Annotated in this window: 11 protein-coding genes and 2 tRNA genes; 11 read left to right on the forward strand and 2 right to left on the reverse strand. The window is 29.4% G+C overall.

All coding sequences use genetic code 11. From position 1 onward, the window contains the following. The first annotated feature begins 133 nt into the window (after nt 1-133). From ACTT9L_RS01750 to ACTT9L_RS01770, 5 genes are all read left to right on the forward strand, one after another. Nucleotides 134-1174, forward strand: a complete 1041-nt coding sequence (locus tag ACTT9L_RS01750) for an amino acid ABC transporter substrate-binding protein (protein WP_440925317.1) — start codon at nt 134-136, stop codon at nt 1172-1174. A 69-nt stretch (nt 1175-1243) separates the two neighbouring features. Next, nucleotides 1244-2389 (forward strand): amino acid ABC transporter permease, encoded by a 1146-nt coding sequence (locus ACTT9L_RS01755; RefSeq protein ID WP_440927652.1) that lies wholly within the window; start codon nt 1244-1246, stop codon nt 2387-2389. After that, nucleotides 2389-3831 (forward strand): amino acid ABC transporter permease, encoded by a 1443-nt coding sequence (locus ACTT9L_RS01760; RefSeq protein WP_440927653.1) that lies wholly within the window; start codon nt 2389-2391, stop codon nt 3829-3831. The genes ACTT9L_RS01755 and ACTT9L_RS01760 overlap by 1 nt, the downstream gene beginning before the upstream one ends. After that, nucleotides 3831-4565, forward strand: coding sequence for an amino acid ABC transporter ATP-binding protein (locus ACTT9L_RS01765; RefSeq protein WP_440927654.1), 735 nt, complete (start codon nt 3831-3833; stop codon nt 4563-4565). The genes ACTT9L_RS01760 and ACTT9L_RS01765 overlap by 1 nt, the downstream gene beginning before the upstream one ends. Before the next feature lie 189 nt (nt 4566-4754). Continuing rightward, nucleotides 4755-5126: a helix-turn-helix domain-containing protein gene (locus tag ACTT9L_RS01770; RefSeq protein WP_440927655.1), complete on the forward strand. Its 372-nt coding sequence runs from the start codon at nt 4755-4757 to the stop codon at nt 5124-5126. 53 nt (nt 5127-5179) lie between these two features. Here ACTT9L_RS01770 and ACTT9L_RS01775 read toward each other — a convergent pair. Together ACTT9L_RS01775 and ACTT9L_RS01780 are read right to left on the reverse strand one after the other, a co-directional pair. Next, nucleotides 5180-5255: transfer RNA gene (locus tag ACTT9L_RS01775), tRNA-Asn, on the reverse strand. Between the two features lie 48 nt (nt 5256-5303). After that, nucleotides 5304-5377: transfer RNA gene (locus ACTT9L_RS01780), tRNA-Cys, on the reverse strand. A 124-nt stretch (nt 5378-5501) separates the two neighbouring features. On the opposite strand from ACTT9L_RS01780, the gene ACTT9L_RS01785 reads away from it, so the two are divergent. From ACTT9L_RS01785 to ACTT9L_RS01810, 6 genes are read left to right on the forward strand one after another with little or no spacing between them, the layout of a single operon-like run. Further along, a complete protein-coding gene (locus tag ACTT9L_RS01785) occupies nt 5502-8129 on the forward strand; it encodes a valine--tRNA ligase (protein ID WP_440927656.1) in 2628 nt (875 codons plus the stop codon). Continuing rightward, entirely contained in the window at nt 8129-9847 is a 1719-nt protein-coding gene (gene ilvD / locus ACTT9L_RS01790) for a dihydroxy-acid dehydratase (RefSeq protein ID WP_440927657.1), read from the forward strand. The genes ACTT9L_RS01785 and ilvD overlap by 1 nt, the downstream gene beginning before the upstream one ends. Continuing rightward, nucleotides 9847-11052 carry a sugar phosphate nucleotidyltransferase gene (locus ACTT9L_RS01795; protein ID WP_440927658.1) on the forward strand — a complete coding sequence of 402 codons (1206 nt, stop codon included), beginning with the start codon at nt 9847-9849 and terminating at the stop codon, nt 11050-11052. Before ilvD ends, ACTT9L_RS01795 begins: the two co-directional genes overlap by 1 nt. 34 nt (nt 11053-11086) lie before the next feature. After that, nucleotides 11087-12394, forward strand: coding sequence for a phosphoenolpyruvate mutase (gene aepX, locus ACTT9L_RS01800; protein WP_440927659.1), 1308 nt, complete (start codon nt 11087-11089; stop codon nt 12392-12394). Further along, the gene (aepY, locus tag ACTT9L_RS01805) at nt 12387-13484 is read left to right on the forward strand and encodes a phosphonopyruvate decarboxylase (RefSeq protein WP_440927660.1); all 1098 of its coding nucleotides are present in this window, start codon (nt 12387-12389) and stop codon (nt 13482-13484) included. The genes aepX and aepY overlap by 8 nt, the downstream gene beginning before the upstream one ends. Beyond that, on the forward strand, nt 13481-14578 hold the full coding sequence (locus ACTT9L_RS01810) for an iron-containing alcohol dehydrogenase (protein ID WP_440927661.1): 1098 nt from the start codon (nt 13481-13483) through the stop codon (nt 14576-14578). The genes aepY and ACTT9L_RS01810 overlap by 4 nt, the downstream gene beginning before the upstream one ends. Nucleotides 14579-14588: the final 10 nt, after the last annotated feature.

The raw sequence follows: 14588 nt of genomic DNA on the forward strand, positions 1-14588 counted from the left end.
GTAATTTTATATTGAACTTGATTTTTTTATTATTTTTCCTTGAACAGTAATTTCTTACATGCTTAAATTAAAAATATTCAAAAGTAATTTTGAATTATTTGTTAACAAATAAAAATAACATAAAGGAAGAATAATGTTTAAATACTTAAAACAATTAACTTCTTTAGTTGCTATGGTTGCAGTGTTGTTTACTTTTACGACAGAAACTATGGCTGCTAAAAAATCTAAAACACTTAAAAACACTCAAAAGAAGGGTTTTGTAAGATGTGGAGTATCTCAAGGTCTTCCAGGATTTTCTAATGCTGATGCTGCAGGAAATTGGACTGGTGTTGACGTTGATGTATGTAGAGCGGTAGCTGCTGCAGTACTAGGTGATGCGAACAAAGTTAAGTTTACACCATTAAGTGCTAAAGAAAGATTTACAGCTTTAACTTCTAATGAGATAGATATCTTATCAAGAAACACAACTTGGACTCTTTCTAGGGATGCTGACATTGGGCTTACTTTCGTAGGTGTAAACTTCTACGATGGTCAAGGTTTTATGGTAAGAAAAAACTCTGGAATATCTTCTGTGAATGATTTCAAAGCAGGTGTTTCAGCTTGTACAAACTTAGGAACAACTACTGAACTTAATATGAGAGATTTCTTTAATTCAAAAGGAATTCAATATGAGCCAGTAACTTTTGAAAAAGCAGACGAAGTTGTAGCTGCATATGATGCTGGTAGATGTGATACTTACACTACTGATAAATCAGGTTTAGCTGCTCAAAGAATTAAATTGAGTAACCCTGATGATCATATGGTTTTACCAGAAACTATATCAAAAGAACCTTTAGGCCCTGTTGTAAGACAAGGTGATTCTGTCTGGGAAGATATCGTTAGATGGTCACTAAACACTATGATTGAAGCTGAGGAGTATGGTGTTACTTCTGCGAATGCAGACTCTATGAAAACTTCTGACAATCCAGCTGTTAAAAGATTAGTTGGTGCTGAAGGTGAATTAGGTGCTGCTTTAGGTCTAGACAACGAGTGGAGTTTGAGAATTATCAAGCAAGTTGGTAACTATGGTGAAAGCTATAAGAGAAATATAGCCGACACAGGAATTTTACCTGATAGAGGTCCAAATCAATTATGGACTAAAGGTGGAATTCTTTATGTACCACCAGCAAGATAATTTATCTAATTAAATATCTAAAAAGGGCTAGATTTTTCTAGCCCTTTTTTTTATAAGTCATTAATTATCGTGAATATTAAAAAAATATTACCCCAATTACTTACACTTTTAGTCGTAATTCTTGTCTTTGGATTTTTTTCATACAACGCACAAATCAATATGGAAAACAGAGGGATAACTTTTGGTTATGGATTTTTATCACAAGAGTCTTCATTTGATGTTCAATTTTCATTAATTGAGTATGATGGTTCTCACTCATATTTTAGAGCTTATTTAGTAGGATTATTAAATACTATTTTAGTTTCTGTTATTGGAATTATATTTGCAACTATTATTGGAGTTGTTGTTGGAATTGCAAGATTATCAAACAATTATCTTATTAATAGAACTGCTGCAGTTTACGTAGAATTTTTTAGAAACATCCCTCTATTATTGCAAATATTTTTTTGGTATTTTGCTGCTTTAAGAGCACTTCCATTACCTCAAGATACAGAACCAATGTTTGGAGTTTTTTTTCTTACTATAAAAGGTTTTTTTGTTCCTGCTTTTGTTTGGAACAATTTAGATGTTTTTATTTATTCAATAATTGCTGCGATAATTTCAATTATTATTGTTAGAATTTATGCTAAAAAAAAGCAAGAGAACGAAGGTATACAAACACCAGTTCTTTCAATTTCAATAGGTCTCTTATTAATTTTACCAATTTTAAGTTTTTTATTTGGAGGAGTTGATGCTTCAGTTGAAATACCTGTAATTAAACAATTATCTCAATCTGGTTTTACTTATGAAGGAGGAATTAAATTACCTCCTGAGTTAATATCTTTAGCATTAGCTTTGTCATTGTATACAGCAACCTTCATTGCAGAATGCGTAAGAGCGGGTGTGCAAGGGGTAAGCAAAGGTCAAAAGGAAGCGGCAGCATCTATAGGTTTAACTCCTAATCAAGTTCTTAAATTAGTTGTAATGCCTCAAGCTTTGAGAATAATTATTCCTCCTACTACTAATCAGTATTTAAACTTAACTAAAAACTCTTCTCTCGCAGCTGCAATTGCGTATCCTGACTTAGTTCTTGTATTTGCAGGAACTGCTCTGATGCAAACAGGTAGAGCGATAGAAATTGTTTCTATAACAATGTTAACATATTTATCTCTGAGTATATCAATTTCAATATTCATGAATTGGTATAATAAAAAAATAGCTATTAAAGAAAAATAATGAACAAATTAAATTTTTTACAACCAGATAAAAATAACTTTTATACTTATCTATATACAGGGGTAATTTTAGTTGCTCTAAGTATATTTATAGTTTTTTTAAATTCTTTTTTTAACAAAGATATAGTATCTTTTTTACCTAGACCTATTAGCTTCTTTTTGCCGTTAATTTTAGGGTTTATAGGACTTCATTTAATTAGAATTGATTATTCAGGCTTAAGGTTTTTAGACTCAATTAATAAAAATATTAATACAAACAATTTCAATGCTTTATTATCATTATTAATTGTTTTCGTAGTTATCAAATCATTACCACCATTTTTAAGTTGGTTTATTTTAGATGCTAACATTGCAGGAGATTCAAAAGATGTTTGTACAGGTAGTGGAGCTTGTTGGACATATATTAAAATTTGGTTTAACAGATTTATGTATGGGATGTATCCAAATCCAGAGCAGTGGCGTATCAACTTATCATTCATCGCTCTAGCTTTTCTTGGAACCATAGGTTTTTTTGCTACTGAAAAGTTCAAAAAATATTTAACACTTTATTATGTAGTTGTTTATCCATTGATTGCTTTTTTCTTTATTTTCTTTTTTATATCTGGAGGTCCAATATTTTTTGATTTCTCGTATGGTATTATTGCAGCTGTAATTTCTGTTACAATAGGATTTTTTATTCCTTCAAAATTTAAAATGTACTATTTTATTATAGTTCCGATCACAACTTACATTTTATTAAAATATGTATTTTTTTATGAGGAACTTATTGAACTGGGTAAATTAGAAGCATTAGAGTGGGTAGAGACAGGTGCTTGGGGAGGTTTGTCTTTAACATTTATTGTATCATTTTTTTGTTTGATTTTTTGTTTTCCTATAGGTTTATTTTTATCTCTGGGAAGAAGATCAGATTTTCCAATAATTAAATATATTTCAATAGGAATGATTGAATTTTGGAGAGGTGTTCCACTGATTACAGTATTATTTATGTCCTCAGTAATGTTTCCAATGTTTTTACCTGAGGATATGTTTATTGACAAATTAGTCAGAGTAATTATTGCAATCTCATTATTTGAAGCTGCTTATGTTGCAGAAGTCATCAGAGGTGGTTTGCAAGCATTACCAAGAGGTCAATATGATGCTGCTAAATCTTTAGGAATGGGTTATTGGAAAATGCATATTTTAGTAATTTTACCTCAGGCATTAAAACTTGTAATACCTGGTATTGCCAATACTTTTTTGGCTCTTGTAAAAGATACACCTTTAATATTTGTTGTAGGACTTTTAGAAATTGTTGGAATGTTAAATCTTGCTAAAACTAACCCAGAGTGGTTAGGTTTTGCAATGGAAGGTTATGTGTTTGCATCAGCACTATTTTTTATTATTTGCTATGCAATGAGTAAATATAGTTATAATTTAGAACAAAAATATAAAACAGAAAGATAATGTCAGATAAAATAATTCAAATTACAGAAATGAATAAGTGGTTTGGTGATTTCCAAGTATTAAAAAATATTAATTTAGAAGTTGAAAAGAATAAAAAAATTGTTGTGTGTGGACCTTCAGGATCAGGTAAATCAACATTAATTAGATGTATAAACAGACTTGAGGAACATCAACAAGGTTCAATTATAGTAGATGGAAATGAGTTAACAGAAGATACTAAAGACATTGAAAAAATTAGAGCTGAGGTAGGAATGGTGTTTCAACAATTTAATTTATTTCCTCATCTTTCTATTTTAGATAATTGTACACTAGCTCCAATTTGGGTAAAAAAAATGCCAAAAAAAGAGGCAGAAGATTTAGCTCTTCAACACTTAGAAAAAGTACAAATTTCAGACCAAGCTAACAAATATCCAGGACAACTTTCAGGTGGTCAACAACAAAGATGTGCAATAGCTAGAGCATTATGTATGGAACCAAAAATAATGCTGTTTGATGAACCAACATCAGCCCTAGACCCAGAAATGATCAAAGAAGTTTTAGATGCTATGGTTAATTTAGCGAAGGCAGGAATGACAATGATTGTAGTTACTCATGAGATGGGATTTGCCAAAGAGGTTGCAGATGAGGTTATTTTTATGGATGAAGGAATGATAGTTGAAAGAGCCGAAACTAATGAGTTTTTTGCTAATCCAAAGAGTGATAGAACTAAGCTATTTTTAAGTCAAATCTTATAAAAATTATACAATAACATGTTAATTATAATAATTAAATCAATCTAAATATCTTAATTTTAAATTCAACTAATACTTGACATTATTTTGATTTTTACAAATTTCCTACAAAAAAAAATAAATTTTTTTATTGCAGTAACATTAATAAATAGGTTCAATGCTCTTTATAAAATTTAATTAAGAGGGGTCTTAATGGAAGATAATTTCAATAAACACTTAGGCAATAAGCTTAAGCTAAGAAGATTAGCTTTAGGTTTGACACAGACTAAAGTTGCAAAAGCAATTAATGTTACATTTCAACAAATTCAAAAATATGAAAAAGGAACCAACGGCGTAAGTTCTATAAGATTACTGCAACTTTCAAATTATTTAAAAGTGCCGATCAATTATTTCTTTGAAGATTTTTCAGAATATTTGTTAAACCTTGAAAAATCTCAAGAGGGTCATATGAATGTCAATTATAATTTTCTAGTAAAATTATATTCAGAGCTTAATGCTGATCAAAAATTAAAATTTAACAAATCTTTACAAATTTCAGGTTCAGGAATTTCAAAAGTAGTTTAATTAAGACCCTAGTGCTGATTATTTATAAAAAGTTTTATTAATATTCTATTTTCTGGCTCCTCGGGCAGGACTCGAACCTGCGACCAATTGATTAACAGTCAACTGCTCTACCAACTGAGCTACCGAGGAATATAAAAAGCCAACTTACTTTTTTTTGTAACTAAAACAAGATTTTTTTGGAGGCAACGCCCGGAATCGAACCGGGATACAAGGATTTGCAATCCTCTGCGTAACCATTCCGCCACGTTGCCATCTTATTTTTAGCTAATAGCTACAGATGCCTTTTTATATTAAATTATTTCTATTAGTCTATTAAATAACGATTCAAATTGATTATTGTTAATTTAAATTATTAAATTATAAACTTTAACATCAATGAGTAGCGATAAATATATACATTCTGATGTAGAAAATAGAATTTATTCTTATTGGGAAAAAAATGGTCTATTTAAGCCAAAAGAAAATTCAAAAAAATTTTCAATTGTAATTCCTCCACCAAATGTAACAGGTAGTTTGCATATGGGTCATGCTCTCAATAATTCTATTCAAGATTTATTAATTCGTTATCACAGAATGAATAATTATGAGACATTATGGCAACCAGGTACAGATCATGCAGGTATAGCTACACAGGCTTTAGTTGAGAAAAAATTAAGTTCTGAAAAAGTTGATAAAAATGAAATTGGTAGAGAAAAATTTATTGAAAAAGTTTGGGATTGGAAAGAGCAATATGGAGACATAATCATTAACCAATTAAAAAAACTTGGATGTTCTTGTGACTGGTCAAGAAATGCCTTTACTATGGATGATAATTTATCCAAATCAGTAATTAAGGTTTTTGTAGATCTTTATAATAAAGGTCTTATTTACAAAGATAAGAAATTGGTCAATTGGGACACAGTTTTAAAAACAGCTATATCGGATTTAGAAGTAGATCAAAGAGAGGTAAATTCTAAAATTTATTACATCAAATATCCTATAGATGGAACTGGTGAATTTATAACAATTGCAACAACAAGACCTGAAACAATGCTTGGTGATACAGCTATTGCTGTTAATTCAAAAGATAAGCGATTTAAATCCCACGTTGGAAAAACAGTTACTATTCCAATTGTTGGAAGAAAAATAAAAATTATCGAAGATGATTATGCAGATCCTGAACAAGGAACAGGAGCTTTAAAAATAACTCCAGCTCATGATTTTAATGATTATGATGTTGGGCAAAGAAATAATCTTGAAATTATAAATATTTTTACTGAATCAGGAAAAATAAATGACAGTGCTCCAGAACATTACGTAGGTCTTGATAGGTCTGAAGCAAGAAAAAAAATCCTAAATGAACTTAAAGAAAAAGAATTTTTTGTAAAAGAAGAGAATATTAAAAATAAAGTTCCTTACGGAGATAGATCCAATTCAATAATTGAACCATTCCTAACAGAACAATGGTTTGCTGATGCAGGTAAATTATCTGTTAAAGCCAAAGAAGTTGTTAATTCTAAAAAAACAAATTTCTTTCCTGAGAATTGGTCAAAAACTTATTTTCAATGGATGAATAATATTGAGCCATGGTGTATTTCAAGACAACTTTGGTGGGGACATCAAATACCCGCTTGGTATGGTCCTGACGAAAAAATTTTTGTTGCAGAAAATGAGGATGATGCAAAACAGCAAGCAAAAAAACATTATGGTAAAGATGTTGAATTAAATCGTGATCCAGATGTTTTAGATACCTGGTTCTCATCTGGCTTATGGCCTTTTGCAACACTTGGTTGGCCAGATGATAATAAATATGTAGACAAATTTTATCCAACATCTGTTTTAGTTACAGGTTTCGATATTATATTTTTTTGGGTAGCTAGAATGATTATGTTTGGTACAGAGTTTTTAAACAAAGAACCATTTAAAGATATTTATGTTCATGCATTAGTTAGAGATGAGAAAGGACAAAAAATGTCTAAATCAAAAGGCAATGTAATTGATCCTTTAGATATAATTGAAAAATATAGTGCTGATGCACTTAGATTTACTTTGTTATCTATGGCCTCTCCAGGTACAGACGTTAAGCTTTCTGAGGATAGAGTAAAAGGTTATAGAAATTTTTTAAATAAATTATGGAATGCAAATAATTTTTTGATAACCAATGAGTGTGATTTTAAAGACATAGAAAAAGTTCCTAGTTTAAGTGTAAATATTAACAAATGGATTTACTCAGAACTTGTTGAAACCAAAAATAAGATAGAAAAAAATCTTGAAGATTATAGATTTGATGAAGCAGCTAAAAACGCTTATCAATTTGCGTGGCATTCGTATTGTGACTGGTATTTAGAATTATCTAAAACAATACTATTTTCAGAAGACGAGAAATCTAAAGCAGAGGTAAAAAAAGTATCATCTTTTGTATTCAAACAAATTTTGATTCTTTTACATCCTTTTATTCCTTTTGTTACTGAAGAAATCTGGCTTAAAAATAAATTTGATAATGAAGGAAGTGATTATTTGATGCTTAAAAATTGGTTTTCAGGTGAGATAAATAAGGACAGTAGTACTGAACAAGTTGAAAATATCATCAAAATTATTTCAGAGATTAGATCATTTAAAAATGAGCTAAATGTAAGCCCAGGCTCATTTATTGATGTATCAATAAGTAATATTAATAAAAATCAAAAAGACTTTATTAATACAAATGAAATTATACTAAAAAAACTTGGGAGAATTAATAGTATTCTAGATAAAGATTTAGATAAACCAGCTGCGACAATGGTTGTTTCTGGTGATTTGTTTAAGATTTATTTTGATAAAGATGTTGATTTAAAATTAATTAAAGAAAATTTAACAAATAAACAAAGTAGATTAGAGCAAGAGATGAATAAAATATCTCAAAGATTGGAGAATAAAAGTTTTGTTGACCGAGCTCCAAAAGAGATTGTTGAACAAGAAAAAAATAATTATAATAATTTAAAGAATGATATTGAGAAAATATCAGTAACAATAAAGGGTATATAATGGCTAAATTTAACAAAAAGAAACTTCCAAGCAGACATACATCATTAGGTGCAGACAGAGCTCCACACAGATCGTTTTATTATGCTATGGGGGAAACTGAAAAAGATGTAGCAAAACCTTTTGTTGGCGTTGTTTCCACATGGAATGAGGCAGCTCCTTGTAACATTGCGCTAATGAGACAGGCTCAATCAGTTAAAAAAGGAGTTAGAGCAAATGGTGGAACACCAAGAGAATTTTGTACAATTACAGTCACTGACGGTATTGCAATGGGTCATGAAGGAATGAAGTCTTCATTGATCTCTAGAGAAGTAATCGCTGACTCAGCTGAACTTACGGTTAGAGGTCATTGTTATGATGCCTTAGTTGGTATTGCAGGATGTGATAAATCTTTACCAGGTCTAATGATGTCTATGGTTAGATTGAATGTACCAAGTGTATTTATATATGGTGGATCAATCCTTCCAGGAAAATACAAAGGAAAAGACGTAACAGTTGTAGATGTATTTGAAGCGGTTGGAAAACATTCAACAGGTCAAATGTCTGCGGCAGAACTTAGAAAATTAGAATTAGTTGCTTGTCCTAGTGCAGGTGCTTGTGGAGGTCAATTTACTGCAAATACAATGGCATGTGTATCTGAGGCAATTGGATTAGCATTACCTTATTCAGCAGGAACACCAGCTCCATATGAAGAAAGAGATAAATATGCAAAAGCTAGTGGTAAAACGGTTATGAACCTTTTGAAAAAAGGGATTAAACCAAGAGACATTGTTACAAGAAAAGCATTAGAAAATGCTGCAACTGTTGTTGCTGCAACTGGTGGATCTACTAATGCAGGTTTACACTTACCTGCTATTGCGAACGAGGCAGGAATTAAATTTGACTTAATGGATGTTGCTAAAATTTTTAAAAGAACACCTTATCTTGCAGATTTAAAACCTGGTGGAAAATATGTTGCAAAAGATATGTGGTTAGCAGGTGGTGTTCCAATGTTATTAAAAACCTTATATGAAGGTGGTTATATTCATGGTGATTGCATGACGGTTACTGGAAAAACTATGAAGGAAAATTTAAAAGGAATTAAATTTAATCCAAAACAAAAAGTAATGAGATCTTATAAAAATCCATTATCTCCAACAGGAGGTGTTGTTGGATTAAAAGGAAACTTAGCACCAGAAGGTGCAATTGTAAAAGTTGCTGGACTTAAAAAATTACAATTTACTGGAAAAGCAAGATGCTTTGAAAATGAGGAAAGTGCAATGAAAGCTGTTCAAAGCAAAAAGTATAATGATGGTGATGTAATTATAATTAGATACGAAGGACCTGTTGGAGGTCCAGGTATGAGAGAAATGTTATCAACAACTAGTGCAATTTATGGACAGGGAAAAGGGGAGAAAGTAGCCCTTATTACTGATGGAAGGTTCTCTGGTGCCACAAGAGGCTTTTGTGTTGGTCACGTGGGCCCTGAGGCTGCTCTAGGTGGTCCTATAGGCCTTTTACGCACAGGAGATATCATTGATATTGATGCCAAAAAAGGAACTATCAACGTAAGACTCTCTAAAAAAGAAATAGCTGCAAGGAAAAGAAAATGGCGGGCAAGAAGATCAGATTTTGGATCAGGTACTTTATGGAAATATGCACAAACTGTTGGACCAGCATTTTTAGGAGCACCAACACATCCAGGTAAGAAAAAAGAAGTTAAGGATTATTCAGAGATTTAATGAAAATTCGTCCAGTTATTTTATGTGGAGGTGCTGGAACTCGACTTTGGCCAAATTCTAAAAATCATCAAGCAAAACAGTTTATTGATTTTGGTAATTGGACATTACTTGGAAAGACACTTGAGAGAATAAAAACCTCTTTTTATGATGTACCTATCATCAGCACAAATAAAAGATATTTAAACAAAGTTAAACAGCATCTTAGAAAAAACAAAATAAATAAATACAAAATTGTTGTAGAACCAGCAAAAAGAAATACTGCTCCAGCTATATTAAGTTCAGCTTTAATTAAAGATATTCCAGACAATCAGCCTTTAATGTTTTTTACAGCAGACCATTTGATTGACAAGATGAGTATTTTTAATAAAGCGATAAATAAAAATAAATCAAAACTTAATAAAGAAAATATATTTGTTTTTGGAATTAAACCAAAGTCTCCAACAAGTGATTATGGTTATTTTTTAACTAAAAAAATTAAAGGTAATATCAATAAAGTAACAAGTTTTATTGAAAAACCAAAAGAAGCTAAAGCAAAACAAGTTATAAAGAATAAGGGCTATTGGAATTCTGGAATGTTTTATCTTAGAAAAGATTCCATTATTAACAACTTTAAAAAATATCAGGCTAAAACTTATAGAAATTGTATAAATGCAGTTAATAAAGCAAAATATAAGGCTAACACGTATTATTTAAATAAAGCTTCGTTTATAAAAGCGACTGCTAAATCTTTTGATTATGCAATTTTAGAAAAAACCAAACAAATTAACGCTATCAAATTAGATATTCCTTGGTCAGATCTTGGTAGTTGGAAGGAAATTCTGAATATGTATGACAAAAATAAAAAAAAATATATTAAGAAAAAAAACGTGTATTACCGTCCATGGGGGAAATACACTAATCTATTTGAAGGAAAAGAGTTTTTAATTAAAGAGTTATATGTAAAACCAAAAGGTATTTTAAGTTTACAAAAACACCATCACCGAGCTGAACATTGGTTAGTCACTCAAGGAAATGCTAAAATAACACTTAATAAAGATACAATTATAAAAAAACCTGGAGAACATATATTTATTCCACTAGAAGCAATTCATAGAGTTCAAAATTCTGGAAAAAAACCTGTTAAAATTCTTGAAGCACAAGTTGGTTCTATTCTTAAAGAAACTGACATCGTAAGATATCAAGATATTTATGGACGTGTTAAATAGTTGATATATAAATAATTCTTATTCAGTTTTAAAAATGAAAAAGTCAAAAAAAAAAGTTTATGTTGGTTTATCAGCAGATATTTTACACAAAGGCCACATAAATATTTTAAAAACTGCTAATACTTATGGCGATGTTTATGTTGGTTTGTTAACCGATCAAGCAATTTCAAGCTATAAAAATATTCCTTATTTAGACTTTGAAAAAAGAAAAATTGTTATTGAAAACATTAAATATGTAAAAAAAGTTATTCCTCAAAAAACTTTAGATTATGTAGAAAACCTAAATGTAATTAAACCAGACTATGTAGTACACGGAGATGACTGGAAAAAAGGTGTGCAAAAAAAAACAAGGGAAAGGGTAATTAAAACACTTAAAAAATGGTCTGGAAAACTTATAGAGCCAAAATACACTAAAAATATTTCATCAACATTAATAAAAAAAGAGATGAATAATATTATTGCTTTGCCTGAAAATAGAGTTTCTAGACTAAAAAGATTAATGAATTCAAAAGATATTGTAAGAATACTTGAATCTCATAATTCTTTAACTGGCTTAATTATTGAAAAAATCGATCTGATAAAAAATAAAAAAAAATTAGAATTCGATGGGATGTGGTCGTCTAGTTTAACAGATTCAGCAACTAAAGGCTTACCAGACAATTCTTCACTATCTTTTTCTGCACGTATTTCATCTTTAAACGACATGATGGACGTTACCACAAAACCATTAGTATTTGATGCTGACAATGGCGGTCAAATAGAACACTTATCGTTTTTAGTAAGGTCTTTAGAACGATCAGGCGCATCAGCAATAATTATGGAAGATAAAGTTGGTCTTAAGAAAAACTCTTTATTTAAAAATCAAGTAGGTACCAAACAGGATAAACCTAAACTTTTTGCAAAAAAAATTAAAAAAATATGCAATTCCAGACAATCACAAGACTTCATGGTTATAGCTAGAATTGAAAGCTTTATCGTTGGTAAAGGACTTAAAGATGCCTTGCACCGAGCTGAAATTTATTCAAAAGCAGGAGCAGATGCAATTTTAATTCATAGCAAAGAAAAAACCCCTACAGAAATTTTTTCTTTTGCAAGGGAATTTAAGAAGAGTAAAAATTTTATACCTTTAGTTTCAGTTCCATCTACTTATTCTAAAGTTTATGAGAAAGATTTAATTAAAAATGGATTTAAATTAGTTATTTATGCAAATCAATTACTAAGATCTGCTTATCCAGCCATGCAAAATACAGCTAGAACTATATTAAAAAATAGCAGAGCTTTTGAAGCGGATAAAAATATAATTCCAATAAAAGAAATAATAAATCTTATTAAAAATGATTAAAGTTAATACTTTAATTAACTTATTAAAAAAAAATAACACTAATTTTTTTACTGGCGTACCTGATAGTGTTTTAAAAGAACTATCTTCTTATTTAAAAAATCAGAGAAATCATATTATTGCAACTAGCGAAGGTTCTGCAGTTTCAATCGGAATAGGTCATTATCTTTCAACAAAAAAAATTCCATGTATCTACATGCAAAATTCTGGACTTTCTAATGCTTTAAATCCGTTAATATCTATAGCTCATAAGAAAGTATACTCAATTCCTCTAATATTAATTATAGGATGGAGGGGATCACCAAAAGTTAAAGATGAACCACAGCATAATGTAAAAGGTAAAATTACAAGAGAAATTTTAAAGTTATTAAATATTAAATATACTATTTTAAGATCAAATAAAGATTTTAAAAAATTTGATAAACAAATCAAACATGCAAAAAAAAACAATACAATAGTAGCTTGTTTAATTGAACAGGGCACTCTTCACAAAAATAGTAAATTAAGCTCTAAAAAAGACTTTTATAGTTTAGATAAAGAATATTTTCTTAAAACCTTAATTAAAGAAATTCCAACTAGATCAAAAGTAATTTCTAGCACCGGATACAATTCAAGAGAGTTAATGTACCTGAGAAAAAAATTTAATTTAAACAAAAATAAAGATTTCTATATGGTTGGTGGCATGGGTCATACTTCATCGGTTGCTTTGGGCTATTCATTAGCTTCTAAAAAAAATACTTTTTGTATAGATGGAGATGGTGCTCTTTTAATGCATTTAGGCTCGATTATGACAGTTGGTAATTTTGCCAAAAAAAATTTTAAATACATTTTATTAAATAACAATTCTCATGACTCTGTAGGGGGACAAAGCACTAATGCTGATAATATAAATTTTGAAAAACTATCTAAAAGTTTAGGTTTTAAAAAATTTTACTCAATTAAAAATAAATTAAATTCATTAAAAATAACTAAAAATTTTATAAAAATTAATGGACCTGCTTTTTTAGAGGTTAAGGTAACTAATAGTAAAATCAAAAAACTACCTAGGCCAGACAATTTGATTAAAATAAAAAATCAATTTATGAAAAAATGATCAATTCAAGTGAAGATATCTTAAAATACATAAACGATAAAAGTTTTAAAAAAATTTTTGTTTTATGTGGCAAAAAATCTTTTGTTAATTCTGGTGCTGAAAATCTACTTAAAAATATTAGTAATAAAGAGATAAAATTATTTTATAAAAAATCTGAAATTCCAATTCTTGAGGAGTTAATTGAAATTATAAAAGATATTAAAAATTTTAAACCTGATTTATTTTTAGCTATTGGTGGAGGTGCAGTAATTGATTATGCTAAAATAGCTAATGTAGTTGATATCAGACCAGATCTTGCTGAGTTAATTGTCAATTACACTTATCCGTTTAAAAAAAAATATACTAAATTAGCAGTTATACCTACTACAGCAGGCTCCGGTGCGGAAGTTACTTCTAATGCAGTTATTTATGTTGATGGAATTAAACACTCTTTTGAAAGTGAATTATTGATACCAGATCATTATTTCCTTATTCCTGAATTTTTAATATCTGCTCCAAATAAAATAAAAGCATCATCAGGCTTTGATGCTATAGCACAAGCTTTAGAATCTTTAGTTTCAAGAAAATCTAACGATAAAAGTGTTGAATATGCTTCAAAGTCTTTAAGAGTTTCCGTTAACAGTTTTATATCTTTTATAAACGAACCAAACATGAAAAATGCAACAGAGATGAGTATTGCTTCAAATCTAGCAGGTAAAGCAATTAGTATATCTAAAACTACTGCCCCACATGCTGCATCTTATCCATTTACATCTCTATTTAACATTAGTCACGGTCATGCAGTTAGCTTATTTTTTGAGAAATTTTTTAAATTTAACTATGAAAATATAGACAAATCTGAAACCTCTTTTGATTTAAAAAAAAGATTTGATTTAATATTTAACTTATTTGATGTTCAGGACATTAATGGTTTCAATTCCAAAATTTCTTTAATAAAAAAAAAAGCAAATTTAGAGGATGATTTAACAAAATTTAATATAAATATAATTAAAAGTTCAGAGGATGTTTTAAAAGGTATAAATTTATTAAGATTAGGCAACAATCCAGTTAAAATTGATGGTAAAGATATTTTAAATATAATAACAAAGAATTAAAAATATTATT

Origin of the sequence: Candidatus Pelagibacter sp. (genome assembly GCF_052049675.1) — a bacterium.
In the GTDB taxonomy this organism is placed as follows: Bacteria; Pseudomonadota; Alphaproteobacteria; order Pelagibacterales; family Pelagibacteraceae; genus Pelagibacter.

What these genes read in the sequence shown, in the direction of transcription:
- ACTT9L_RS01750 (WP_440925317.1), top strand. Translation starts at nt 134, where the DNA reads ATGTTTAAATACTTAAAACAATTAACTTCTTTAGTTGCTATGGTTGCA.
- ACTT9L_RS01760 (WP_440927653.1), top strand. Translation starts at nt 2,389, where the DNA reads ATGAACAAATTAAATTTTTTACAACCAGATAAAAATAACTTTTATACT.
- ACTT9L_RS01765 (WP_440927654.1), top strand. Translation starts at nt 3,831, where the DNA reads ATGTCAGATAAAATAATTCAAATTACAGAAATGAATAAGTGGTTTGGT.
- ACTT9L_RS01770 (WP_440927655.1), top strand. Translation starts at nt 4,755, where the DNA reads ATGGAAGATAATTTCAATAAACACTTAGGCAATAAGCTTAAGCTAAGA.
- ACTT9L_RS01785 (WP_440927656.1), top strand. Translation starts at nt 5,502, where the DNA reads ATGAGTAGCGATAAATATATACATTCTGATGTAGAAAATAGAATTTAT.
- ilvD (WP_440927657.1), top strand. Translation starts at nt 8,129, where the DNA reads ATGGCTAAATTTAACAAAAAGAAACTTCCAAGCAGACATACATCATTA.
- ACTT9L_RS01795 (WP_440927658.1), top strand. Translation starts at nt 9,847, where the DNA reads ATGAAAATTCGTCCAGTTATTTTATGTGGAGGTGCTGGAACTCGACTT.
- aepX (WP_440927659.1), top strand. Translation starts at nt 11,087, where the DNA reads ATGAAAAAGTCAAAAAAAAAAGTTTATGTTGGTTTATCAGCAGATATT.
- aepY (WP_440927660.1), top strand. Translation starts at nt 12,387, where the DNA reads ATGATTAAAGTTAATACTTTAATTAACTTATTAAAAAAAAATAACACT.
- ACTT9L_RS01810 (WP_440927661.1), top strand. Translation starts at nt 13,481, where the DNA reads ATGATCAATTCAAGTGAAGATATCTTAAAATACATAAACGATAAAAGT.